This is a genomic window from Lacinutrix sp. Bg11-31 (assembly GCF_002831665.1).
In the GTDB taxonomy this organism is placed as follows: Bacteria; Bacteroidota; Bacteroidia; order Flavobacteriales; family Flavobacteriaceae; genus Lacinutrix.
The window spans coordinates 2,663,016-2,687,775 of the sequence record NZ_CP025118.1 but is presented as its reverse complement, the minus strand read 5'-3'; the positions used below and the strand labels follow the sequence as shown (position 1 = coordinate 2,687,775).

General features: G+C 31.7%; 26 protein-coding genes and 1 tRNA gene. 10 read left to right on the top strand and 17 right to left on the bottom strand.

What is annotated here, in order from left to right:
• Positions 1 to 45: 45 nt before the first annotated feature.
• From CW733_RS12115 to hemA, 9 genes are all read right to left on the bottom strand, one after another.
• Entirely contained in the window at positions 46 to 432 is a 387-nt protein-coding gene (locus tag CW733_RS12115; protein ID WP_100997423.1) for a YchJ family protein, read from the bottom strand.
• Position 433: 1 nt separating this feature from the next.
• Positions 434 to 1,336, bottom strand: a complete 903-nt coding sequence (hemF, locus tag CW733_RS12110) for an oxygen-dependent coproporphyrinogen oxidase (protein WP_100997422.1) — start codon at positions 1,334 to 1,336, stop codon at positions 434 to 436.
• A gap of 3 nt (positions 1,337 to 1,339) precedes the next feature.
• Positions 1,340 to 1,687 (bottom strand): 5-carboxymethyl-2-hydroxymuconate Delta-isomerase, encoded by a 348-nt coding sequence (locus CW733_RS12105; RefSeq protein WP_100997421.1) that lies wholly within the window; start codon positions 1,685 to 1,687, stop codon positions 1,340 to 1,342.
• A gap of 6 nt (positions 1,688 to 1,693) precedes the next feature.
• Positions 1,694 to 2,227 carry a GNAT family N-acetyltransferase gene (locus CW733_RS12100; RefSeq protein WP_100997420.1) on the bottom strand — a complete coding sequence of 178 codons (534 nt, stop codon included), beginning with the start codon at positions 2,225 to 2,227 and terminating at the stop codon, positions 1,694 to 1,696.
• A gap of 22 nt (positions 2,228 to 2,249) precedes the next feature.
• Positions 2,250 to 3,023 (bottom strand): EI24 domain-containing protein, encoded by a 774-nt coding sequence (locus tag CW733_RS12095; protein WP_100997419.1) that lies wholly within the window; start codon positions 3,021 to 3,023, stop codon positions 2,250 to 2,252.
• 68 nt (positions 3,024 to 3,091) lie between these two features.
• Positions 3,092 to 4,120: a uroporphyrinogen decarboxylase gene (gene hemE, locus CW733_RS12090; protein ID WP_100998824.1), complete on the bottom strand. Its 1,029-nt coding sequence runs from the start codon at positions 4,118 to 4,120 to the stop codon at positions 3,092 to 3,094.
• Positions 4,121 to 4,240: 120 nt separating this feature from the next.
• Positions 4,241 to 4,327, bottom strand: a tRNA-Ser gene (locus tag CW733_RS16450).
• Between the two features lie 24 nt (positions 4,328 to 4,351).
• On the bottom strand, positions 4,352 to 5,935 hold the full coding sequence (gene hemC / locus CW733_RS12085) for a hydroxymethylbilane synthase (protein WP_100997418.1): 1,584 nt from the start codon (positions 5,933 to 5,935) through the stop codon (positions 4,352 to 4,354).
• Entirely contained in the window at positions 5,928 to 7,187 is a 1,260-nt protein-coding gene (gene hemA / locus CW733_RS12080; RefSeq protein WP_100997417.1) for a glutamyl-tRNA reductase, read from the bottom strand. Before hemA ends, hemC begins: the two co-directional genes overlap by 8 nt.
• 176 nt (positions 7,188 to 7,363) lie before the next feature.
• Here hemA and CW733_RS12075 point away from each other — a divergent pair, with 176 nt between their 5' ends.
• The gene (locus tag CW733_RS12075; RefSeq protein WP_100997416.1) at positions 7,364 to 8,266 is read left to right on the top strand and encodes a helix-turn-helix transcriptional regulator; all 903 of its coding nucleotides are present in this window, start codon (positions 7,364 to 7,366) and stop codon (positions 8,264 to 8,266) included.
• On the opposite strand, the gene CW733_RS12070 is transcribed toward CW733_RS12075, so the two are convergent.
• Positions 8,263 to 8,667, bottom strand: a complete 405-nt coding sequence (locus CW733_RS12070; protein WP_232730362.1) for a hypothetical protein — start codon at positions 8,665 to 8,667, stop codon at positions 8,263 to 8,265. The two genes, CW733_RS12075 and CW733_RS12070, sit on opposite strands and share 4 nt — an antisense overlap.
• A gap of 179 nt (positions 8,668 to 8,846) precedes the next feature.
• The gene (locus CW733_RS12065; protein WP_100997414.1) at positions 8,847 to 12,320 is read right to left on the bottom strand and encodes a TraB/GumN family protein; all 3,474 of its coding nucleotides are present in this window, start codon (positions 12,318 to 12,320) and stop codon (positions 8,847 to 8,849) included.
• Positions 12,321 to 12,473: 153 nt separating this feature from the next.
• Here CW733_RS12065 and hemH point away from each other — a divergent pair, with 153 nt between their 5' ends.
• From hemH to CW733_RS12040, 5 genes are all read left to right on the top strand, one after another.
• Positions 12,474 to 13,502 carry a ferrochelatase gene (hemH, locus tag CW733_RS12060; protein WP_100997413.1) on the top strand — a complete coding sequence of 343 codons (1,029 nt, stop codon included), beginning with the start codon at positions 12,474 to 12,476 and terminating at the stop codon, positions 13,500 to 13,502.
• A 2-nt stretch (positions 13,503 to 13,504) separates the two neighbouring features.
• Complete coding sequence (locus CW733_RS12055; RefSeq protein ID WP_100997412.1) at positions 13,505 to 14,053, top strand: CopD family protein; 549 nt, start codon at positions 13,505 to 13,507, stop codon at positions 14,051 to 14,053.
• A 137-nt stretch (positions 14,054 to 14,190) separates the two neighbouring features.
• Positions 14,191 to 14,568 (top strand): hypothetical protein, encoded by a 378-nt coding sequence (locus CW733_RS12050; protein ID WP_100997411.1) that lies wholly within the window; start codon positions 14,191 to 14,193, stop codon positions 14,566 to 14,568.
• Positions 14,569 to 14,570: 2 nt separating this feature from the next.
• Positions 14,571 to 16,019, top strand: coding sequence for an ATP-binding protein (locus CW733_RS12045; protein ID WP_100998822.1), 1,449 nt, complete (start codon positions 14,571 to 14,573; stop codon positions 16,017 to 16,019).
• A 47-nt stretch (positions 16,020 to 16,066) separates the two neighbouring features.
• Entirely contained in the window at positions 16,067 to 16,849 is a 783-nt protein-coding gene (locus CW733_RS12040) for an enoyl-CoA hydratase/isomerase family protein (protein ID WP_100997410.1), read from the top strand.
• A 116-nt stretch (positions 16,850 to 16,965) separates the two neighbouring features.
• Here the strand turns inward: CW733_RS12040 and CW733_RS12035 are convergent, their stop codons facing one another.
• On the bottom strand, positions 16,966 to 17,562 hold the full coding sequence (locus tag CW733_RS12035) for a hypothetical protein (RefSeq protein WP_100997409.1): 597 nt from the start codon (positions 17,560 to 17,562) through the stop codon (positions 16,966 to 16,968).
• A gap of 203 nt (positions 17,563 to 17,765) precedes the next feature.
• On the opposite strand from CW733_RS12035, the gene CW733_RS12030 reads away from it, so the two are divergent.
• Together CW733_RS12030 and CW733_RS16545 are read left to right on the top strand one after the other, a co-directional pair.
• On the top strand, positions 17,766 to 18,635 hold the full coding sequence (locus tag CW733_RS12030) for an AraC family transcriptional regulator (protein ID WP_100997408.1): 870 nt from the start codon (positions 17,766 to 17,768) through the stop codon (positions 18,633 to 18,635).
• 9 nt (positions 18,636 to 18,644) lie between these two features.
• Positions 18,645 to 18,818: a hypothetical protein gene (locus CW733_RS16545; RefSeq protein ID WP_198520074.1), complete on the top strand. Its 174-nt coding sequence runs from the start codon at positions 18,645 to 18,647 to the stop codon at positions 18,816 to 18,818.
• 1 nt (position 18,819) lies between these two features.
• Here the strand turns inward: CW733_RS16545 and CW733_RS12025 are convergent, their stop codons facing one another.
• The 4 genes from CW733_RS12025 to CW733_RS12010 form a co-directional block, all read right to left on the bottom strand.
• Positions 18,820 to 19,476 carry an HD domain-containing protein gene (locus tag CW733_RS12025; protein ID WP_100997407.1) on the bottom strand — a complete coding sequence of 219 codons (657 nt, stop codon included), beginning with the start codon at positions 19,474 to 19,476 and terminating at the stop codon, positions 18,820 to 18,822.
• Between the two features lies 1 nt (position 19,477).
• Positions 19,478 to 20,464 (bottom strand): acyl-ACP desaturase, encoded by a 987-nt coding sequence (locus tag CW733_RS12020; RefSeq protein WP_100997406.1) that lies wholly within the window; start codon positions 20,462 to 20,464, stop codon positions 19,478 to 19,480.
• Between the two features lie 4 nt (positions 20,465 to 20,468).
• Positions 20,469 to 21,206, bottom strand: a complete 738-nt coding sequence (locus tag CW733_RS12015) for a 1-acyl-sn-glycerol-3-phosphate acyltransferase (RefSeq protein ID WP_100997405.1) — start codon at positions 21,204 to 21,206, stop codon at positions 20,469 to 20,471.
• Between the two features lie 108 nt (positions 21,207 to 21,314).
• Positions 21,315 to 21,725, bottom strand: a complete 411-nt coding sequence (locus CW733_RS12010) for a BrxA/BrxB family bacilliredoxin (RefSeq protein WP_100997404.1) — start codon at positions 21,723 to 21,725, stop codon at positions 21,315 to 21,317.
• Between the two features lie 261 nt (positions 21,726 to 21,986).
• On the opposite strand from CW733_RS12010, the gene CW733_RS12005 reads away from it, so the two are divergent.
• Entirely contained in the window at positions 21,987 to 22,772 is a 786-nt protein-coding gene (locus CW733_RS12005) for a TerB family tellurite resistance protein (protein WP_198520073.1), read from the top strand.
• Between the two features lie 137 nt (positions 22,773 to 22,909).
• Here the strand turns inward: CW733_RS12005 and CW733_RS12000 are convergent, their stop codons facing one another.
• Positions 22,910 to 23,650 carry a 1-acyl-sn-glycerol-3-phosphate acyltransferase gene (locus CW733_RS12000; protein WP_100997402.1) on the bottom strand — a complete coding sequence of 247 codons (741 nt, stop codon included), beginning with the start codon at positions 23,648 to 23,650 and terminating at the stop codon, positions 22,910 to 22,912.
• 126 nt (positions 23,651 to 23,776) lie between these two features.
• Here CW733_RS12000 and trpS point away from each other — a divergent pair, with 126 nt between their 5' ends.
• Positions 23,777 to 24,745, top strand: coding sequence for a tryptophan--tRNA ligase (gene trpS / locus CW733_RS11995; protein ID WP_100997401.1), 969 nt, complete (start codon positions 23,777 to 23,779; stop codon positions 24,743 to 24,745).
• The last annotated feature ends 15 nt before the right edge of the window (positions 24,746 to 24,760 follow it).

The window sequence follows — 24,760 nt, the reverse complement described above, 5'->3', positions numbered from 1 at the left end:
TGAAATTTATTTGACTCCTACTTAAATATTATTTTTCAGATCTATTTATTGGCTTAATCCTAAATATTTCCAGTTATTATTTTCTTTTACAAAAACAGATTTTTCATAAATAACATCAACACTTCCGTTTTCATAAAATGAAGCATTAAATGTTACTGTTCCTTCTTCATCTTTCTCTAAACCTTTAGTAGTTTCAAGTACTTCTAGTTTTATCCATTTCACAGATTTTGCCCATTTTACAATTTCCTTTTTTTCGGATGTTGATCTAGTAGAACTATGATGTGTTTGCATTAAATAATCGCCATTAGCGAGCACAAAAGCGCTATATCTAGAACGCATCAATTGTTGTGCAGTTTCTGTTTTTCCATTGTTTAAATGAAACACTTCGCAGCATATTTTATACGTTTTATTGTTTCCGCAGTAGCAATTCATTTTAAGTCCAATCTTTAGGATTTTGTAATACTTTAATCAATCGTTCTTCTTCGCTGCCTACTTCTGGATTATGATCGTAAACCCATTGCACATGAGGAGGCAAACTCATTAAAATGCTTTCTATTCTTCCATTTGTTTTTAAGCCGAAAAGCGTTCCTTTATCGTGTACTAAATTAAACTCAACATAGCGACCACGACGTATTTCTTGCCAATCGCGTTGTATTTTTGTGTATTCTAAATCTTTTCTTTTTTCTGCAATAGGAACATAGGCTTCAAGGAAACTATCTCCAACTTCGGTAACAAAATCGTACCATTTTTGCATGCTCATGTCTTCTGAAGCTTTGCAATAATCGAAAAATAGACCTCCAATACCACGACCTTCGTTACGGTGTGCATTGTAAAAATACTCGTCGCAACGTGCTTTGTATTTTGGATAAAACTCTGGATTGTGTTTGTCGCAAGCAGTTTTACAGGTTTGATGAAAATGTGTTGCATCTTCATCAAACAAATAATAAGGCGTTAGGTCTTGTCCGCCACCAAACCATTGGTCTACAATATTTTGGTCTTTATCATACATTTCGAAATAGCGCCAATTTGCATGTACAGTTGGAACCATTGGGTTTTTAGGATGTAAAACCAGGCTTAATCCACAGGCGAAAAAATCGGCATCTTCCACACCAAAATACTTTTGCATAGAGTCAGGTAACTTTCCATGAACACCAGAAATATTAACGCCTCCTTTTTCAAAAACGTTTCCATTTTCTATAACTCTTGTTCGTCCGCCACCACCTTCTGGCCGTTTCCATATGTCTTCTTGAAAAGTTGCTTTTCCGTCAACTTTTTCTAGACCTGCTGTAATAGTGTCTTGTAATTGATGTATGTATTTGAAAAATTTATCTTTCATTTTTTATACCATTGATTTGTTACAATATGTTGCCTTTTCAAAATCTCTTATATTAATTGCAATAAAAGGAATATCTGGAAACATCGTTTTTAATTCGGTTACCATACTCTTAGAAAGCTTTGCTTTTTGTTCGATTGTTCTGCCTTCCATAATGTTTGCAAAAACATGAATAAAAGTTTCCTTTTTTCCGCCAACTAAATAGTTTTCTTTAAAAGGGTTTAAGCGTACTTTAATATCTGCCTCATCAAATAATAAGCTGTTATTTGCTGTGCTGTGTACTTTGCTTAAAACAGATTTTGCTTCAACATTATTTAAAATATTTTCAGAGCAATCTATTACAAAATGTGGCATAATTGTTTATTTATATAATTCATATAACTCCATATCTAGAGGTTGCTCGCCAGTTGGAGTGAATTCTTTTTCTAAAGTTTTTTGCCAAACAAAATCATTATTTAAAGCCACGTTTACACTTGGTAAATTATCTTTATGTGCTATTATTTGCAAAGTTTCTAACTCTAATGTTGTAAAAGCATGTTTGGATAGTGTTTTTACGACTTTCGAGATAAGGCTTTTACCTTTAAAATTATAATCTATGCAGTATGCAAATTCTCCTCGTTTTATAGACCAATCTAATGCTTTTATGTAGATGATTGCTGCAATTTTACGTGTTTCAGAATGTTTTAAAGTGAACAAAAATTCTTCTTTTTCATTGAATTGTTTCACTTTTGTTTCTACAAATAATTGGGATAAAGTTGGGTTTAGGTTTTCTTTTAAAGTGCCAGGAAAATAACGTTTAAAACGATCGGAATTTGTTACCATAAAGTCACAAAGTTTCCAAGCGTCTGTTTCTTTAATCGGGCTTATTTCGAAGTCGTTAAACTGTAGAATCATTATTTAATTTTACGCTAAGTACTTAAACTGTTGGCGTTTTTTGTTCTGTTAGTAATTTATTTTTGGCCTTAATAACTTCTACCGTTTTAGTGGTTGCTGCTGTTACAGAAAGTGGTAATACTATAATAATTCCAATAATAGGAATTAATAAAAACAGCATAAAAACAATACCATTTCCTATTGCTAAGCCTCTGTTTTTTCTAACAAAATTAACACTTTCTCCATATTTAAAATGACGTTCTAAGGTGTAGTCCATATTACCAAATCCAGCATAAAAAGCTTGAACTAAGAACATAAGAATAGTACCCAGAATACCAATAACTGGAATAAAGCTAATTATAATTAAGGGAATAGTAAAGAGTATTTCTTTAAAAAGGTTGCGAACATTAATTCTAATACCTCTCCAAAGTTGCTCTTTAAACGATGTTATTCTGTGTTCGTGTTTGTTTTCTCCAGTTAAGTGTGCTTCAATTTTTTCTGAAACAGGACTCATAAATGGTGCAGACAATGCCATTACAATGTGTTTGTATAATATGAAACCTAAAACAATAATAATTGCTCCACCTAAATAACTTGAAATAGAGGTAAAGGTTTCTATTCCTGTTTCCCAAGGCCAAATTTTAGCTATAAACCTTCCAATATTGTCTGATAAACCATAAGCTGTAAAACCAACAATTGTAGCAGTTATAATGCTAATAATGATTGGTACTAAAAAGTATTTCCAAAGTTTTAATTTAGAAATTAATGTAAATGTTCCTGTATAGGCTTTTATACCTTTTAGAATGTTTTTAATCATTAACTAGGTGTTTAATTAAACATACTTAAAAGACGCAAAAACCAAGATTAAGTTACAAGTTATATTAACTAATTAGCTTTATACTCTTTTACAGCATCTATAAATGCTTTAGCATTTTCTAACGGAATGTTAGGTAAAATACCATGGCCTAAATTTACAATGTATTTATCTTTACCAAATTCGTTAATCATTTGGTGTACCATTTTTTTAATTTCTGCAGGAGGAGAAAATAAACGAGTAGGATCAAAATTACCTTGTAAAGTAATGTTTCCTCCTGTTAAGTAACGTGCGTTTCTTGCAGAACATGTCCAGTCAACACCTAAAGCTGCAGCTCCAGATTTAGACATTTCATCTAAAGCAAACCAACAACCTTTTCCAAAAGCAATTACTGGTGTAATATCTTTTAAAGCATCAATTATTTGCTGAATATATTTCCAAGAAAACTCTTGATAATCTACTGGAGAAAGCATTCCTCCCCAAGAATCGAATACTTGAACAGCATTAACACCTGCTTTTACTTTTTCCTTTAAGTAAGCAATTGTTGTGTCTGTTATTTTTTGTAATAATTGGTGTGCAGCAACAGGGTTTGTAAAGCAAAATTCTTTTGCTTTATCAAAGTTTTTAGAACCTTGACCTTGCACACAATAACAAAGAATTGTCCATGGAGAACCAGCGAATCCAATTAAAGGAATATCATCGTTTAGTTTTTCTTTAGTCATTCTTATAGCCTCGTAAACATAGCTTAAGCTTTCTTTTACGTCTGGCACAATAACGTTATCGACATCTTTTTGATTACGAATAGGATGTGGTAAATAAGGACCAAAATCTGGCTTCATTTGTACTTCGATATTCATTGCTTGAGGAATCACTAAAATGTCACAGAACAAAATAGCAGCATCCATTCCATATCTTCGAATTGGTTGTACTGTAATTTCGCTTGCTAATTCTGGAGTTTGACAGCGTGTAAAGAAATCGTATTTAGCCTTTATTTCCATAAATTCTGGTAAATACCTTCCTGCTTGACGCATCATCCAAACTGGTGGACGATCTACAGTTTCTCCTTTTAATGCTCTTAAAAATAAATCGTTTTTCAACATATCTTTTCTTTTCATTCCTTTTGCCTCTAAATTTCGAGAACAAGATTTTTTTAATTGTACGTTTTCTTTTTGCTAAAAAGATTAGCTCATTTCATTTAAAATAAATAGGCTAATTATGTGCAGAGAGTAAGGGATTCGAACCCTTGGTACCTTTGCAAGTACACTACCTTTCCAAGGTAGCACGATCGGCCGCTCTGTCAACTCTCTATTAATCTATTAGGCTAATAATTGCTAAACATAATGCTCATTAACCAACTCAATAACACTTTCTACAGTTGGTACTTTTGCAATTCTAATATCTTTAAAATACTTACTAGCTTCCTTTGCTGTCGATTCTCCAATGCAAAAAGCAATGGTTTTGTCTTCAGCGTTGTTTTCTTGCTTATAACTTTTTACTGTTGATGGACTATAAAACATAAGACCTTCTACAGAACTATCAACCTTAATGCTGTCTAATTTTGTTTGGTAAGCTTCAATTTCTTTAACGTCTATGTTGTTTTCTTTAAGAACAGTTGGTAAATCGTCTAATCTTAAATCGCTACAAAAATATGTAATCTCACTACCATCCATAAACTCAATTAAGTGTTCTGCTAATTTTTTAGCATTGTTTTCGCTATGTTTTACTTCGCCAATTCTTCTCTCTATCATGCGTTTTGTACGACGACCAACACAGTAGATGTTTTTAAATTGTAGCTCTATTGCAGAAAAATTAGTAAGCAATGCTTCAACAGCATTTTTACTTGTTATTACTACGTTTTCAATTTCGCTTTTTAAGAATCTTGGTGCAATTCTATTTAAGTTGATTTTTACAAAATCACTACTATCAGGATTCACTTTTTCATGAAACAACAAACGTTGATCTTCTGTAAAAGATTTAGTAGAGTAAACATTTGTTGGTTTGCTAGTTTGCTTCATAGCATCCATTAAGCGTTTGCCACCTTTGTCTATTACGTAGTTTGCACACCACTCTGCAATATCTCTATGTTCTCCAAGCGCTTTTACACGTTCTACGGTAATTTTTTTAGTTCCATTTGGGCTTAATAAAATACCTTCGAAGTTTACTTCTTCATCTTTTATATAACACAAAGCACCAATAGGAGCAGTACAACCACCTTCTAATCGGTTTAAAAATTCGCGTTCTATTTGCGTGCAAATTTCTGTCTCTTCATCATTAATTTCAGCTAAAATTACTAAAAGCTCTTCGTCTTCTTCTAGAGCAGTTGTCATAATTGCACCTTGTCCAGGAGCAGGAACCATCCATTCTAAATTATCTGCTGTTTCTGGTCGTACATCTAAACGTCCAAGTCCAGCTGCAGCAAAAATAGCAGCATCCCAATCCTCACTAGTGTCTAATTTTTCTAAACGTGTATTTACATTTCCGCGAATATCTACGATAGTATGTGTTGGGTAGCGATTAAGCCATTGTGCTTTTCTACGTAAACTACTAGTAGCAATTACTGCTTCAGGCCCACCTAAAAACTCTTCGGTACCTTTAAAAACTATAGTATCACGCACGTTACCACGTTTCATAACAGCAGCTTGTACAATGCCTTTTGGTAAAACGGTTGGTACATCTTTTAAAGAATGTACAGCAATATCAATGTCACCATTTAACATAGCAATGTCTAAAGTTCTTGTAAATATTCCAGTAATACCAAGCTCGTAAAGTGGCTTGTCTAAAACTAAATCACCAGTGGATTTTATAGGAACAAGTACTGCTTTATGGCCTAGTTGCACTAATTGTTGTCTTACAGCTCTGGCTTGATAAAGCGCTAACTCACTATCGCGAGTTCCAATTCTTATTATTCTAGACATTTTTTATTGGTTCTAACTGAAACACTTTTTGAATAAGTTCCAGGCTATCGTTTGTAGAAATTGCTTCGTCTTTTAAATGATGAGCGAAGTGATTTGTTATTTTTTGAATGAGTTTATTACTAATTAACTCAGCTTGTTCTTCGTTAAAATTTGCGATTTTTTTACGTTGTGTATCTAATTCAGCTGTTTTAAACGATTGTAATTTTGTTTTTAACGCTTTTATTGTAGGTGCGAATTTTCTAGTTTCTAACCAGCTATTAAATTCAGTATTTACTTCTTGAATAATAGTTTCGGCTAATGGAATATGTTGTTTTCTGTTTTCTAATGTTTCATCGGTAATTTGCGATAAATCATCTAAATGTATAAGTTTAACGTTACTTAATTCTTGAACGTTTTCGTTTACATTCTTCGGAATTGATAAATCTAAGATCAACAATTCTTTTTTAGACTGAATAATATGTTTGTCGATTGTAGGATTTTGAGCTCCTGTTGCAACAATTAAAATATCTGAAGCATTAATTTCTTCCTGAAGATTCGCGTAATCTTTTACAATTAAATTAAATTTTCCTGCAATGGCTTCAGCTTTATCTTTAGTTCTGTTAACTAAAGTTATATGCTCATTTTTGGTATGTTTAACTAGATTCTCACAAGTATTTCTGCCTATTTTTCCGGTTCCAAAAAGTAGAATATTTTTGTTTGTAACATTCTCAACATGCTTCATTATGTATTGTACAGAAGCAAAAGATACAGATGTTGCACCAGATGAAATATCTGTTTCTGTTTTTATACGCTTACTTGCTTGAATAACGGCATTTACTAATCTCTCTATAAAATGATTAAGTAAATCGTGTTTTTTAGAAATTCTTGCGGCAGTTTTTAATTGACTAATAATCTCGAAATCACCTAGAATTTGACTATCTAAACCAGAACCAACACGAAACATATGAGAAATAGCGTCTTTATTTTTATAAACATAAGCCACTTTTTGAAACTCTTCAACGGTTCCTTTTGTGTTGTCACAAAGTAATTGAATAAGTTGAAATGGGTGTTCTGCAAAACCGAAAATTTCGGTTCTATTACAAGTAGAAGTCACTATTAAGCTTTCAATACCATTGGTTTTTGCTTGATCTAGCAAGTTTAACTTCGCTTCTTCGCTTAAACTAAAATTACCACGAATTTTGGCATCAGCTTTTTTGTAGCTCAAGCCAATGGCGTAAAACGTAGTACTTCTTGAAATGTTATATTGTTTCATAATCTTCGATAGCAAAAATACCAACTCAGTATGGTAGAAAACAACGCTAAAAGAACTAATAGTGTCGCTTGTGGTTTTTTTGCGTTGTTTTTTAATTAAAATTATGAAAAGCACTATATTTGCTAATGCTACAAGCGTTAATTGTTTTGTAGTTTAGAACAAATCTAAATAGAGTTATGCTACATTCGGAAAATAAAACAGACAAAAGTATCGCTAAAAGTTTTTTTGTTGAAATACGTGCTGATGATGGTGTTTATATTTTAACACATCAAAATGATACACAGGAGGTTAAGGTTATTGAACGAGAAATAGATAGTAGCTTTATTCAGTTTCATTTTTGTATAAAAGGTGAGAGTCAGTTTCTGTTTAATAATGGTAATTATAAATTAAATGTAGCCGAAGAAACGTCACTTTTACTATATAATCCTGAACGCGATTTGCCAATACATTTAGAGGTGAAACCTAATTCTTGGTTAGTTTCTGTGCTAATTTCAATTAAAAAATTTCATGGCTTGTTTTCTCAGGAAGCAGATTATATTACTTTTTTAAGTGAAGATAATCGCGATAAAAAATATTATAAAGACGGAAAAATTTCACCTTCTATGGCAATAGCATTAAACCAGTTGGTAAATTATAATTTAAACGCTTCAATTAAAAACATCTATTTTAAAGCAAAAGCTTACGAAGTGTTGAGCTTATATTTTAATAGAAATGAAGATGCAGATATTGAACAATGTCCATTTTTAGTGGATGAATCTAACGTTTTAAAAATTAGAAAAGCTAAAGATATCGTTATTTCGAGAATGGCAGAGCCACCAAGTTTACAAGAGTTAGCAGACGAAATTGGGTTAACGCTTAAAAAACTAAAAGAAGGTTTTAAACAAATTTATGGGGATTCTGTATTTAGCTTCTTGTTAGATTATAAAATGGAGTTTTCGAGGAAATTATTAGAGTCTGGTGTTCATAATGTTAATGAGGTTGGTTTAAAAGTTGGATATAGTACTTCTAGTCATTTTATTGCTGCTTTTAAGAAGAAGTATGGAACAACGCCTAAGAAATATGTGCAGTCTGTTGGTTAAATTTTTTTTACTAAAAATACGATTACAAATATCCAGCCTAAATACAATATAGTATATCCTAAAGAGTAAAGGGCCGAAATTCCAATATCTCCTTGAGTTGTTTTTGATTTTCTAAAGACTAATTTTAATGCTCTAAAAAACAACCAATAAAGCATCATAATTACTATAAAAATAGAAAACCAAAATGCTATTTCTATTAGAATAAGCAATAAAAAAATTAATATTGTCATTCCTATCCAAACTAAAAATGATATTATAAACCCACCTATTCCATCTCCTCCTTCAAAAAACGGAAGGTCTGGCATATCTCCAGAAGAGGAAATGTAATTTCCAACTTCATAATTTTTAAAATTTGGAAAATTATCTTTTAAACTAATTCCTTTGTAAAGGCCATAAGTCATAAATAGAAATAGAGAAGATCCAATTATAGCTAACGAAATATAAAAGTTTGAAGTAATAGACCGGTCATGATTTTCACCGTTTAAATAAACGATAAGAATAGTTAGTAGTATTACAATTATAGAAATAATGAATACCGATTGTCCTTTTAAGTATGTTTTTGAGGCTTTCAAATTATTTGCTATCTCTCACTAATACGTTTTCTCGTTTTATATTTCACTAAGTCTAAAACCTCCTCGATTAACTCATCTTCCTTCTCATTTTCATCCATATAATTGCCATTATAACCTGATTGGTAGTAAACATTTGTAACTAATTCCTTTTGTTTTTTGTGGTCTAAAAAAGCAGCATAAAAAAGCTTTTTAGAATCTCCATAATCGTTTTTAGTATCGAGTTTAAAAAAGTAGATGGTTCCTTTTTTGTCACTGTCTGTTTTAAAAGGTTTTTTAACTAAAAAAGAAATAGAATCTCTTCCTGTTTCAATTTTCACATTGCTAAATAAATACGATTTAGCATATTTTAACTGTGTAATTTCTTGAGTTAAGTACGGCTTTTTAAGATTTAAAGCATAGAGTGTGTTTACTAAAACAGCTTGGTTTCTATAGTCGTCTATAGTTTTGTTTTTAAGCTTTACAGGGATTTCCTCTTTTGCATTTTCTAATAAAGCATAGTAGGTTGTTAGCGCTTTTGCGTTTTCACTGTCTAGTAATTTATCGAAAAAAGCTTTGGCAGCAGATTCTTTTCTAAAAGGAAAAATTAACTTCACATAACTATATAGAGTGTTGTTCCTAGAGCTGTATACAGATTTCTTGCTTAAACTGCGTTTAATTTCAATTTTTCCATCATTAATAATCGACTTTTTATACTTTTTATAGACTTTAGGTTTTATAATACTACTGTCTTTTAATCGCGCTAATAAATTATAAATAGGTTCTTTGTATTCTTGAACATTTGTATATTCTAAAAGCTTTGGGAATAAATATTTTTTGAGTTCTAAAGAGTCTTTGTAAGTGTAGAAAAGAGATTGCACTGCGTACTGTTCTATTGGTAAATCCTTCTGCATTAAAACTAAGACATCTTTGTGGTATTTTTTATTTTTTTTGTTTAAAAGTGCCTTTAAAATGGTAGTTTGAATTTTAGGATTAGAATAAGAGTCTACATATAAATCCTTTAAAAAAGGTAGTACTTTAGTGTCGTCTAATTCAATAAGCTCGCTAATTAAATTCGTTTTTATGTTTTCTTTATTTTCTGGAAATTCGAAATTTTTAACCAGATCCATAATAGTATTGGAGTGCGATTTATTAAATTTTAATAAATCGTAAGTATTCATAACAATACTGTCGTCTTTTTTTAGTGCTTCAAAAAAAAGTTGGGTTTTATCTTTAAAAATAGTTTCCCCCATAATTGTATCTATGGGTTTAAATGTCTCGTAAAAGTTTGTGATAAAAGGAGATGGTTTGTTTTTAGAATCGTTTAAAGATTTAATAGTAAATAAGACTCCTTTTTTCACAATATGCTTCACTTTTATGGCTTTTACACTAAGCGAATCTGATAATGTATAACTGTAAGTATAGGTGTCGTCTTTTTTTGTTTTTTTCTTATTTTCAATATTAAATGGTCGATCATCATTACTTTTATATTTTGGCAATCTTGAATCGTCTAATTCCTGCCACAAACTATCAATGTTGGTATACATTTGCAGATCGTGAAACTTTGTTCTAATTACAAAAACCTGCTCGTTAGCTTTAGAGTAATAACTAGCTTGTTTGGTTTGTGCTTCGTAGTCTTTTTTCTTCTTTTTATTATAGCGATTGTAGTTTGAAATTACAGGTTTTGTGTTTGTTAGCACTGTAAAATGAAGCGATGTATCTGTTTTTTTTTCAAATCCATTGTGTTTAGTTTTATTAAATTTAAAAGAATTAAAAAAGGCTGTAGCTTTCTTTTGTTCCTTGCCAGAATAACCCAATAAGTAATAACTACCATCCTTTACAATGGTTTTTAGATGAATTTCCCTATCTGAAACCGAATCGAATTTAGCAACAGCTTCGTAACTTTTATAAGTTCCATTATTAAAATTACCAGACACGCTGTTTTCAATTTTTAAGTCCTTAAAAAAACTTTCGGTTATGTACTTGGCTTCAAACTCATCTTCTTCAATATAAAAAGTATCTTGGTTTACAGATTCTTTTAGGAAATAGAAATCATCACCAATATTGGCTTGAATTAATTTATTACCAGCATTTTTAAGATTGTCCTGCGTGTTAAATTTAGGTAAAAGCACTTCATATTTACCATAAGGAGATTTAAATATCTCTATAGTTTTAGAGGGCATTTTAAAGTTAATAGATTCGAAAACTTCTTTTTCATAATTTAAAACATAGTTTTTAGGACCTCCAAATTTTATAATAATAATTTCTAAAGGTGTTTTATAGATATGGTACTTTTGGTAGTCGTCTTTTTTTGTTTTATTTAAAATACTTAAACCAGGAAAAGGAGTGGTTATTTTTTCTTTTGAAATAATATCTCCAGGAATATCCTCGAACAGAAAGTTTTCCAAACGGTCTAAGGTAATTTCATCTTCACTTGGCAAAAAATCGAATAAATTAAACCTACTAATAGTTACAAAAGCACCATTAGTCATGTCTGGTGATATAGAAAATTTTTGACCATTATAAAAAAAATCTTTTAAATCGCTAAAGCTTTTTATTGTTAAAAAACCATCTGCAGTAGTGTGTTTTTTTAAAACTGGAGGCGCAATAAAATCTTCTATAGATTGTTTTTTTGTTTGTCCGTTCTGGGTTTGTTCACTCAATAACGTTTTTACAGTATAACCTTTATCTCTAAGCGATTTTAGCATACCACGTTCTCCAGGTAAATGTGCTGCTCCAACACCAGCAAAAACTGTTTGATTTTGCATAATACTATCTAAAACGGTTACCATATTATCGTTTCGAATATAAAGCATGTTTTCTCTAAAATACTGTGTATTAGATGCTTCTCCAATAGAATCTAAAAGTGCTAAATTTCGTTCACGATACGTGTTTTCTTGTAATAAATAGGGGCTTTCCTTTTCATAAATTTCGGTTAACCAAGGATCTATTTTTTTCTTGTAAGCATTTGTACTTGCTTTAGTGGTTAAATATTCAGCTTCATCTAAATTTTCAAGACTAACAATAGGTTTGTTTTTCTTTTTACCTGCTTGATAAATAAACATATCGAGGTAGGTTTCTTCTTCAAAATTATCTGAACGTGAGCTTTTTCTATACAAATAACCGTTAAGCATTCGATTGTCTTGGCGTATGGCACTTCTAATTAATAATTCGTTTGGATGTTTTAAGCTAAATTTAGACGAGTAAAAACCATCTCTATAATTGCCGTTTGAGTTTTGAGGAGACAAAATTGCGGTTTCATAACTGTGATTTAGCCATGTAGAAGGATCGCTTTCTAGCGCAATAGTTTCGCTTTTTTCTAGAGCATCAAAAAAGACATCGTCTAGTCTAAAAGCCACCTTTTTACTAACGTGCATTGTGCCATAGATGTAAGATGATTTTTGCAAACCATTACCAGAAATCTCCCAAAGCAAACTCTGTTCTTGTTCTTGAGAGAAACCCAAAAAACAAAAAAATGTAGCTAATATAATGAGGTGCTTGTGCATAGACGAAAATAAAATGAACTATAAATATATTTATTTAACTTAAACTACAAGTAAAATATAGAACTTTAACGTGTTTATAACATATGCAACGTTTTAATCTTTGGTTTAATATCTTATAGTATTGTATTTTTGCATAAATAATAGAGACTATAAATGAAAGGAGCATTACTTGTAAATTTAGGATCACCAGAAAGTCCAGAACCCAAAGACGTTAAAAAATATTTAGGCGAATTTTTAATGGATGAACGCGTAATAGATGTTCCGCTTTGGGCAAGAACATTACTTGTAAAGGGTATAATATTAAATACACGACCTAAAGCATCTGCTGCTGCGTATAAAAAAATATGGTGGGAAGAAGGATCGCCATTAATTGTATTGTCTGAACGTTTACAAGAAAAAGTACAAGAACAAGTAGATTTTCCTGTAGCATTAGCTATGCGCTATGGAAGTATGACCATTAAAAAAGGGTTGCAAGAATTGGTAGACAAAGGTTGCGATGAAGTGTTTTTAATTCCATTATACCCTCAATTTGCTATGGCAACAACCGAGACTATTTTGGTTTTAGCTGAAAAAATACGTGCTGATTTTTTTCCAAACCTTAAAATAGACTCACTTCCTGCATTTTATAACAATCCTGAATATATTTCTGTTCTAGCAAACAGTATAAAGGATGATTTAAAAGATAAAGAATACGAGCACTTATTGTTCTCTTATCATGGAGTTCCAGAACGACATATTCGTAAAAGCGACATTACAAAATCGCATTGCAAAATAGATGGTAGTTGTTGTGAAACAGCAAGTAAAGCTCATGAGTTTTGCTATCGTCACCAATGTAAAGAAGTAACACGTTTGGTTGGTGAGTATTTAAAGTTAGAGCCAGATACGTATTCTACATCGTTTCAATCGCGTTTAGGTTTCGATCCTTGGTTACAACCCTATACAGATAGAACTATCGAGCGTTTAGGTAAAAAGGGTATTAAAACAATGGCTATTGCAACACCAGCTTTTGTTAGCGATTGTTTAGAAACCTTAGAAGAGATTGCTATGGAAGGTGAGGAAATTTTCCATGAAATGGGAGGGAAAGAATTTTCAACAATACCATGCTTAAATATCGATAAGGCTTGGGTTTCTTTATTAGCAAAATGGATAAACGAGTGGTCTAAAGATACTGTTGAAGCTTAATTATGGAATACTATAATTACATAAAAGCATTACATCTTATTTTTGTAATTACTTGGTTTGCTGGTTTGTTTTACATTCCAAGACTATTTGTATATCAAATTGAAGCATCTCACAAACCGTCGCCAGACAAAGAAATTTTAGGAGAGCAATTAAAGTTAATGGCAAAGCGTTTATGGACTATTATCGCATGGCCTTCCGCTATATTAGCACTATTTTTTGGTTTAACATTATTTTATTTAAATCCATATCTTATTCAAAACGATTGGATGCAAGTAAAACTAGGTTTCGTAGTTTTACTTATTATTTATCACTTACAAACGCATGTTTACTTTAAACAATTGCAAAACGGTATTGTAAAAAAGACCTCTGGTTTTATGCGTTTGTGGAACGAAGGAGCAACTTTTATTCTTTTTGCAGTTATCTTTTTAGTACTATTAAAGAGTGCCTTTAATTGGATTTTTGGTGTCATTGGTGTTTTTGTTTTAGGACTGCTTCTTATGTTGGGTTTTAAGCTGTACAAAAGTATTCGCGATAAAAACCCGGAAGCTTAAAATTTGGGCGTTACCTAAAGGTCGCGCTATCCACTATATCTTTTTTTTGCATATATGCAACAAAAAAAAGGATGCCGTTGCTATCGCTAACGCAAAATAGTGGTGTGATTATTGCTATATTTAATAAAATTTAATCTATGAGATTTCTATTAATTACTGTAATTCTATCTTTTACATTTAGTGGTGCTATAGCTCAGAATGGTGATTTGCCAAAAAACCCAAAACCAGGAAAATGCTACGAACGTTGTTTTTATTACGATAAGCCTATAGAATGGGAAGAAGTCGATTGTAATAATATTAGGCAAGTTAGAACTAATAGAGTAACACATTTTACTCTTAAAAATATAGACGAACAAAAAGCTAGGTTTATTGCATATCAACAACAATTAATCGATTTAGGTTATAAGTTAGAGGCAAATGGATTCTTAGATAAAAAGACAGCAAACGCACACTATAAATATTTGAATTTTAAAAAGAAGCAAGTAAGAAAAGCTAAACGTAGAAACAGAAAATAATGATGAAATTAAAAAAACTGTCCTTACGTACCAGAATATTTGTAGCCATGATTTTGTTGGTATTATTATCTTCAATATTAATTGCTGTAGTTGCTATTTATCAATACAACGAAGAAACCCAAGACTACCACAAACAGCGTTTAGATAGAAAAGAAATAGCAATAATAAGAAGTTTAGACTTTGTTATTCGCGAAACCTCTTTTCCGGTTACTACCGAAAATGTTCCGCTTATTTTTAAAATGAAAATTTACGAAGTTTCCGAAGTTCATAATATTCAAATTAATCTATACGATTTGGAAGGTTCTTTGCTAATTTCATCTAAAGCAGGTTTACAACAAGCTACCGAAAAATGCTTGGAGCCTAATGTTTTAAACACACTTTCTAACACTGCAGAGCATCGTTACGAAGAACGACGTGTAGAAGATAATGAAACTTTTAGGTCGTCTTATCGTTACATTACAGATTCAAAATATAAAGACTTAGCAATTATTAATTTGCCCTATTTAGAAAATGACGATTTTCTTGCAAAGGAACTTAATGAGTTTTTAGGGCGTTTATTATACACCTCTTTAGTTGTTATGTTAATGGCAGTTGCATTAGCTTATTTTTTAGCACGATACATTACAAAACCAATTAAAGCGATTAGTGAGAAAATGAATGCTACGCGTTTAGAAAAGCGTAACGAAAAAATTAACATTCAAGACACAAGTGAAGAGATTTCGACACTTGTAGATTCTTATAATAGAATGATTGATGAGCTTGAGGAAAGTGCTGTGCAATTAGCAACAAGTGAGCGGGAACAAGCTTGGAGAGAAATGGCAAAACAAGTGGCGCATGAAATTAAAAACCCGCTAACTCCAATGCGATTAACAGTGCAAAGTTTTCAACGTAAATTTAATCCGGAAGATGAAAACATCCATCAAAAATTAGATGAGTATTCTAAAACTTTAATTCAGCAAATAGATACTATGAGCTCGATAGCAGGAGCTTTTTCTAACTTTGCAAAAATGCCAGCTCAAAAAAATGAAATGCTTAATGTTGTAGAGGTTGTCGATTTAACACTTGATATTTTCAATGAGAATTACATCACATTTCAATCTGATAAAAAAAAAATTATAGCAAAGTTTGATAGAACACAGCTTATTAGAGTGGTTACAAACTTAATTAAAAACGGTATTCAAGCAATTCCAGAAGGAAGGCAGCCTAAAATAGTTGTTAATGTTTCAGAAGAAAATGAAACAATAAAAATTACAGTTTCAGATAACGGAATTGGTGTTTCCGAAGAAAATAAACCTAAAATTTTCGAACCTAAATTCACTACAAAATCTAGTGGAATGGGACTAGGCCTGGCAATGGTTAAGAATATTGTCGAAACTTATGGAGGAACTATTACCTTTGTATCTCAAAAGGGCGAAGGCACAACTTTTACAGTTGCTTTTCCCATAAACTAAACTCCTGTGTAGGCAGAAATTCACTTTAACGAATAAAATATTTTTTTATGAATTACGAAAACATCATCTCAGCAAGTAAAAATGGAATCACAACCATTACAATAAATAGACCTTCAAAATTAAATGCTTTAAACAAAGCAACAATTGAAGAGCTTCATGAAGCTTTTAAAGCTGCAAATAAAGATAAAGGAGTAAAAGTAATTATCATTACTGGAAGTGGCGAAAAAGCATTTGTTGCTGGTGCAGATATAAGTGAGTTTGCAAATTTTAACATTGAAAACGGTGGAAAGTTAGCAGCAAAAGGACAAGAGTTATTGTTCGATTTTGTAGAGAATTTAAGTACTCCAGTAATTGCAGCTGTAAATGGTTTTGCACTTGGTGGAGGATTAGAATTAGCAATGGCAGCACATTTTAGGGTTGCAAGTGATAATGCAAAAATGGGATTACCAGAAGTGTCTTTAGGAGTAATACCAGGTTATGGAGGTACACAGCGTTTACCGCAATTAGTTGGTAAAGGTCGTGCTATGGAAATGGTAATGACAGCTGGAATGATAGATGCAAATACAGCTAAAGATTACGGTTTAGTAAACCACGTAGTGTCTCAAGAAGAACTAATCCCTTTAGCCGAAAAAATTGCAAGTAAAATTATGCGTAATTCGTCTGTTGCAATAAGCAAAGCTATTAAAGCTGTAAATGCAAATTATAAAGATGGAAAAGATGGTTATAAAGTAGAAATTAAACAATTTGGAAAATGCTTTGGTACAGAAGATTTTAAAGAAGGTACAACAGCTTTTTTAGAAAAACGTAAAGCAGAATTTCCAGGCAAATAAATTGCTTATTTTACAGAGATAAAGAATAGTAAATAGCATAAAAAAAGTGAGCTCTAAAGCTCACTTTTTGTAATTAACTAACTAAATTAATCTTAAACTCTAACTTATCACAGAGTCTAAAGGTTTATGCTATTTGAAAATGCCCGACCTTCTGTATTAATAGAAAAGATATAGCTTCCTGTTTTTGTAGCATCTAATTTGTAAGATTTTTGAATATTTACAGCATTAATTATAGTTTCTTTATGGATTAATTCCATAGAACCATCGTTATTATAGTAAATAGATAAGCTTACAGGTTTTGCGTCTAAAGTTAATAAAGAAACAAAAACAGTATTGTTTTTTAATGTTACAAAAGGCTTAAAAATTTCCATTTTATTATCCTTATTAAAAGTAACTACATTATAGTTTACTTTAAAAGGAATAACCTCTATTACAATATCTTTATTAAGTTCGAAATAGTAATCTCCATTTGGTAATGCAGTTAAATCAAATCCTTTTTTATAATCTCCAGACTTAGAAATAGCCTCTTTGTAAAGAATAACCTGATTGTCATCTTTAATTAATAATTGTTGTCCTTCTTTTACATTGTTTAAAGTTAGAACTATTTTTTTAATGTTTTCATCTTCATTTAATGGAGAAACATTGCTTGCGTAGTTTATCATTGTTACTAATACAGCAACTAATAATAGGCTTTTTTGAATTGCTTTTTTCATAATCTTAATTTGTTTAATATTTACTCTGCAAAGATATATACAAAGGTTAGTGTGGAAAACACCTATTTTGGCTTATTTGTATACTAAATTAACTACTATATTATTTTTAAGGCGCGTTAAGGTTAATTTAGTATATAAAAAAGTTAATTTAGTATAGATTTACAACCAACAGAATAATTAATTTTACATCTTAAAATCTACTTTTGAATAAGAAGCCTACATTAGAGAAAATATCACCTGGATTCGGGAATTCCATTCTTGCAGTTAATAAACTTAAGAAAAGGAAAAGAGATCAAGCATTTTGGCATTTCCATCCAGAGATAGAATTGGTTTATGTAAATAAAGGAAAAGGACGAAGACATATTGGTAATCACATGTCTTATTTTGATAACAGTCAACTAATTTTAGTGGGTTCTAATTTACCTCATAATGGATTTGAAAATAGATTAACGGCTAAAGGAAAAGAAACACTAATACAGTTTCATCCAGATTTTTTAGGTAAAGATTTTTTTAGCTTACCACAAATGAGTAGTATTTCGTTGCTTTTAGAGCGTGCCAAAAAAGGATTGCTTTTTAAACCAGAAACTAAAGAAAAAGTTGGAGAGAAAATAACAAAACTAACTAAATACGAAGGTTTTAAACGAGTTATTAAACTACTTGAAATACTTCATATTTTAGCAGAAGCTGAAGATTATGTGTTACTAAATGCAGATGGTTATGCGTTTGAAGCGCAATTACAAGACAACGCTAAGATTGATATTGTTTTTAAATATGTTTATAGTAATTTTAAAGAGCATATAAGTTTAGATACCATTGCTAAGCAAGTAAGTATGACAGTGCCAGCCTTTTGTCGTTATTTTAAAAAAGCAACAGGTAAGACATTTACAAAGTTAGTTAATGAATATAGAGTCGTGCATGCGACAAAATTATTGTCTGAAAGCAAAATGAGTATTACAGATGTTTGTTTTGAGTGCGGCTTTAATAACTTCTCTCATTTTAATAAGGTGTTTAAGGAAATAACAGGCAAGAATGCATCAAAATATAGGAGCGAAATAAAATTAATTATACAATAATTTTAGATTATGAAAAGTAGCGTTGAAGAAGCATTAGATTATTACTTTGCCAAAAGGAAAGAGATAATAGATTATGTTAATGGCAGTAAAACGTTAACAGCAGAAGAAATTATAGAAAATGGTGAAGAAATGACTATTCTAGAATATAAAATTACTGCATTAGAGGTTGCTAAGGAGGATTAAATTATTTCTCACCATCACATTCAGCAAAAAACTGCTTAAGAAACGCTTCCATATAATTGTGTCTCTCTAAAGCTATTTGTCTACCAGTTTTAGTATTCATCGTGTCTTTTAAAAGCAATAGTTTTTCGTAAAAATGATTAACTGTTGGAGCAGTAGAGGCTTTATATTCGGCTTTTGTCATATTAAGATTTGGCTTAATATCTGGATTGTAAATAGCTCTGTTTTTAAAGCCGCCATAGTTAAAAGCACGTGCTATACCAATAGCTCCAAGCGCATCTAAACGGTCTGAATCTTGAACAACTTGTAATTCTAAAGAGTTAAATGCATTTGTTTTTCCAATATTAGAACTAAAGGATATGTTTTTAATAATATTAACAACATGTTCAATAACTACAGAATCAACATTTTGCTCAAACAAAAAGGTTCTTGCTTTTTTAGGGCCAATAGTATCATCTCCATTATTAAATTTACTATCTGCAATATCGTGTAATAAAGCGCTCAAGGCTACTATCTTGGCATTCACGTTTTCGCCTTTAGAAATAAGTAAAGCATTGTTATAAACACGCTCTATATGAAACCAATCATGTCCACCTTCAGCATTTGCTAATTCTTTTTTCACAAATGCTTTGGTCGCTTCTATTAAAACAAGGTCAATCATGCTATAACTTTGCAGGTTCAACCCATTTAAATTGGTATGAGTTTTCAGGAATCTTTATTCTGTCTGCCAAACGTAACATTCTTGAAGGTAGTTTCATTAAATAATCACGAGCTTTTTCAGCTTCATCATTAAGGCCTGTAATTTTATCTATTTCCCAACGTTTAGTTAGCTTTTCTAATATTTCAATATAATCTAAAGAAGTATAAACACCAATACGTTGTGCTGTGTTTGAGAACTCTTCGAAAACAGATCCTATTTTCCCTCCAGATTCTCTTAAAAAATGAGCAGGCATTGTAATTTTTTGCTTCATCATGTATTGAAAAGCTAACATCATTTGGCTTGGATCTACAGCAAAAATACGCTCTACAAACTCACTGTAAGCATGATGATGTCTCATTTCGTCACCAGCAATAATCTTACACATTTTAGATAATTGTTTGTTACCTTTTTGCTTTGCTAATTTAGCAACACGATTATGAGAAACATAAGTTGCTAATTCCTGGAAACTAGTGTAAACAAAGTTTTTATAAGGGTCTTGAGCTGTACCAATATCAAAACCATCTGCAATAAGATGTTGTGTGGTTTGTTCAATTTCTCTCATATTTACACGACCAGAAAGATATAGGTATTTATTAAGTACATCTCCATGACGGTTTTCTTCGGCTGTCCAATGTCTAACCCATTTTGCCCAACCATTTCTACCACCTTGGTCTACACCTTCAACATCCATTAACCAAGATTCGTAGGTTGGTAGCGCTTCTTCAGTAATCATATCACCAACTAAAACCACCCAGAAATCGTAAGGTAATTCTTTAGAAAGCTCTCTAATTTCTTTAACTTCTTCAAGGAAGTTTGGGCCTTCAGAATTTGGTAAAAAATCCGTAGGTTGCCATATAGTTTCAGGAGGAATTAAATATTTTTCTATTAGTGTTTCTATGTCCTTTTCTAAAAACGACATTACTTCTAATCTTATATTTTTTAATGACATAATCTTAAAGTTTTATACTGTTTTTTATAGTAGTTTCAATATATGCTAATAATAATTCCTGTGTTTCAAAATCACTTAATTTAACAGGTTTATGAGCATTAATAATAATATTATTTCCTATTCCCAATGGAAATTTTCCATAACGTAAATTCTTCCAAGAATTATTAATCGTTACAGGAACAATAACTGCGCTTGGTATATATTTTATTAGTGTTTCCAAACCTTTAGTTTGAAATTTTTTAGGTCTTCCATCGCGACTTCTAGTGCCTTCAGGAAAAATAACTGCTGCTCTATTTGTAGATTCTATATAATCTGCAAATTTTCTAATAGCAACAATAGCTTGTCTCGGGTTTTTACGGTCTATTAAAGCCGATCCTCCATGGCGTAAATTGTAAGAAACACTTGGAATACCTTTTCCTAATTCCTTTTTGCTAACAAATTTTACATGATGTTTTCTAAAATACCACATTAATGGCGGAATATCTGCCATACTTTGGTGATTAGAAACAATAATAACAGGTTGAGATGTGTCTAATTTATAAGGATTTATAAACGTATGCCAAGTACCTAAACAGTTTAAGCAACGCATTAAACAAAACTGTAAAAGGTCTACGCTTTTTTTAAGAGCGTTATACCCAAATACATTAAAACAAAACCATTGTATTGGATGAAAAACAAGTAACGATAACCCAAAAAATAGGTAATAAATACAAGTTAATGGATATGCTAAAATTTTTCTCATTTTAATATAAAAATCTATCCTCCAAAAATAGAAAAACCACGTTTAAAAAACGTGGTTTTTCTGTAATACTTAGCTTAAAAAGCAAAGTAATTTTCTGTTATTTAACTCTTAGCAATGCTCGTTATAAGCATCTACAAGATTTTCTGCAATTAATTCTGCAGGACGACCTTCAATATGATGGCGCTCTAACATGTGTACTAATTCTCCATTTTTAAACAAAGCCATACTTGGCGAACTTGGAGGAAAAGGTACCATATGTGCTCTCGCTTGGTTAACCGCATCTTTATCTACACCTGCAAAAACAGTTACGATATTAGTAGGTTTTTTATCATTATTTAAACTCATTTTTGCACCTGGACGCGCATTTGCTGCTGCACAACCACAAACTGAATTTACAACCACTAACGTAGTTCCTTCTCTTTTTATCGCTTCGTCAACAGACGCTGCTGTATGTAATGCTTCAAAACCTGCGTTTGTTAAATCTTCGCTCATAGGTTTTACCATTTCTGCTGGATACATATCTTTCTAATTTTTATATTAATATTCTATTTGTACAAAGTTAATCAAAAACCATGCAATAATTATTATGGCGTTACCTTATGTCACTATGGTGCCATAAGGTCAGGCTATCACTACTCGCTTTTTTTGAGAAAAACAAAAAAGAGCTCAAACACGCCGTTCCATCCTTAACGCTCTTACCAGCTAATAGTCGTAACAAAACAAAGGAATTGACAACTAACAAAGTATTATATTTACAATCTTAAAAATAATAACAGGATAATGAGTGGATTAAAATGGATTGGTGCCACAATAGGTTGGTCTTTTGGAGGACCAATAGGAGCAATAATAGGATTAGCACTTGGTGGATTAGGAGATGCTTTAGCATCAGGAAAAGGAAACATATTTTTAGGTCAAGGCGATGATTCGCAACAGCAACAAGGCAGAAGACCAAACTATAGAACACAACAACAAAGAAGAGCACAAACAACCTCTGGAGATTTTGAAGTTAGTTTACTAATTCTAGCAACAGTAGTTATAAAGGCGGATGGCGTACAAGACCAAAGAGAATTAGACTTTGTGCGAAAACAATTTGTTGGTATGTATGGCAAAGATAGAGCCAACAAAGCATTCGAATTATTTAAAAAAGTGAGCCAGCAAACCGTTCCATTGCGTCAAGTATGTATGCAAATACAGCAAATGATGGATCACTCGTCTCGTTTACAACTTATGCACTTTTTATTCGGTATCGCAAAAGCCGATGGTATGGTAACCGATGACGAAGAACGACAAATCTTCACAATAGCAGGTTACCTTGGCGTTAGTTCTCGCGATTATAATAGTATAAAAGCGATGTTTTATAACAGTAGCGATAATGCTTACGAAATTTTAGAAATCACAAAGTCTGCTACTACAGGCGAAATTAAAAAAGCCTATAGAAATATGGCTAAAAAATACCACCCAGACAAAGTAGAACACTTAGGAGAAGAGCATAAAAAAGGAGCCGAAGATAAGTTTAAGCAAGTACAAAAGGCTTACGAGCAGTTGCAACAGGAGCGTGGGTTTTAAATAATAGTGTACAGTCGCTTACACAAAATGCTTGTTCGCATCTGTTATTGCGAGGGGATTTTTGCGACGTGGCAATCTTATAAATTTTGCTAAAAATAAAAACCCATTGCTTTTAATCTAAAGATCATTAGCTTAGGCTACTTACTCCCAAACTCCAACAACTGATTATAAATAACAGATTTAGACTCTGCATTAATAGCTTTAGCATCATGCTTTGTTAAGCCTTCGGTCTCAATAAATTTATGAATTTCAGCTCTCATTTGTCCTGGACTTCCGCTAAAAAATGTATAAGAAAAACGCTTTTTATTATCACCAAAAGTAATAGGCACTATGGGTATTTGATGATTAATTGCTAAGCGGAAAGCACCATCTTTAAAATCGGTTAAAAGAATGTGTTCTTCGGGAACTAAACCTTCTGGGAAAATACAAATACTTAAGCCTTGTTTTAGTCGTCTTTGCGCTCTTAAAAACACAGCTTGTCTGCTTTTTTGGTTGTTTCTATCTACTAAAATAGCGGTACGCTTATAGAAAAAACCAAATAACGGAATCTTTGCGAGTTCTGCTTTACCAACAAAAACAAATGGATTTTTAACAGTAACCAACATTAGCATAATGTCTACCATAGAGGTGTGGTTGGCAATAAACATATAACTCTTGTTTATTTCTGGCATTTGTTCTCTTGTTATTTTAGTATTAAAGCCCATGCCTATTAAAATACAACGTGCCCAAATACGCGCTAACTTAAAGAAATAGGGATACCAAGATTCTTTTAAAATAGAGACTATTAGAAAAGGAAACATGAAAATAATTGGTAATGCAACCATTATGTAAAACCAAATACGGTATAAAAACCAGAAAATGTATTTAAATACAACCATAAGCGTCAAAAATACATAATTGTTTTGAGCTATTTTAATTGAAAAAAAATACCTTTGTTTTTTAATTAACTAAAAAAAACTTCTACTAATGTTTAGGTAGAGTAGAGTTAAGGTATAGGTAAAATTATGGCAAGAATACTTACAGGAATACAAAGTACAGGAACACCACATTTAGGAAATATTTTAGGCGCATTAATGCCAGCAATGGCTTTAGCTAACGATACAGCGAACGAATCGTATTTGTTTATAGCAGATATGCATTCGCTTACACAAATTAAAGATGGAGAAACGTTACGTAATAACACATACTCTACAGCTGCAACCTGGTTGGCTCTTGGTTTAGATATTGATAAAACAGTGTTTTATAGACAAAGTGATATACCACAAACTACAGAGTTATCTTGGTACTTAAGTTGTTTTTTTCCATACCAACGTTTAACATTAGCGCATAGTTTTAAAGATAAAGCAGACCGTTTAGAAGATGTAAACGCTGGTTTGTTTACCTACCCTATGCTTATGGCAGCAGATATTTTGTTATACGATGCCGAAATTATACCTGTAGGGAAAGACCAATTGCAACACATAGAAATGACACGTGATGTTGCTTCTCGTTTTCATGCTAAAATGGGTGAAACATTTGTAATGCCAGAAGGGAAAATACAAGAGAGTACCATGCTTATTCCTGGAACAGATGGCGCAAAAATGAGTAAGAGTAAAGGTAATATTATCAATATCTTTTTGCCAGAAAAGAAATTGCGTAAACAAATAATGAGCATCGAAACAGATAGTACACCTTTAGAAGAGCCAAAAGATTGGGCTACTTGTAACTGTTTTACCATTTATAGTTTATTGGCTTCGGAAGAAGAGATTGCTGCCATGAAAGCTAATTACGAAAATGGTAATTACGGTTATGGTCACGCAAAACAAGCTTTGTTTGAGTTAATTTTAAAAACATTCGAAACAGAACGAGAGCGTTACAATTTCTATATGGATAATCTTGATAAAATAGACGAAGCACTTGCTAAAGGAGCAGAAAAAGCTAAAGTTGTAGCAAATGCTGTTTTAAGTCGTGTAAGAGCAAAGGTTGGTTATTAGGCCTTTGTTTATTTT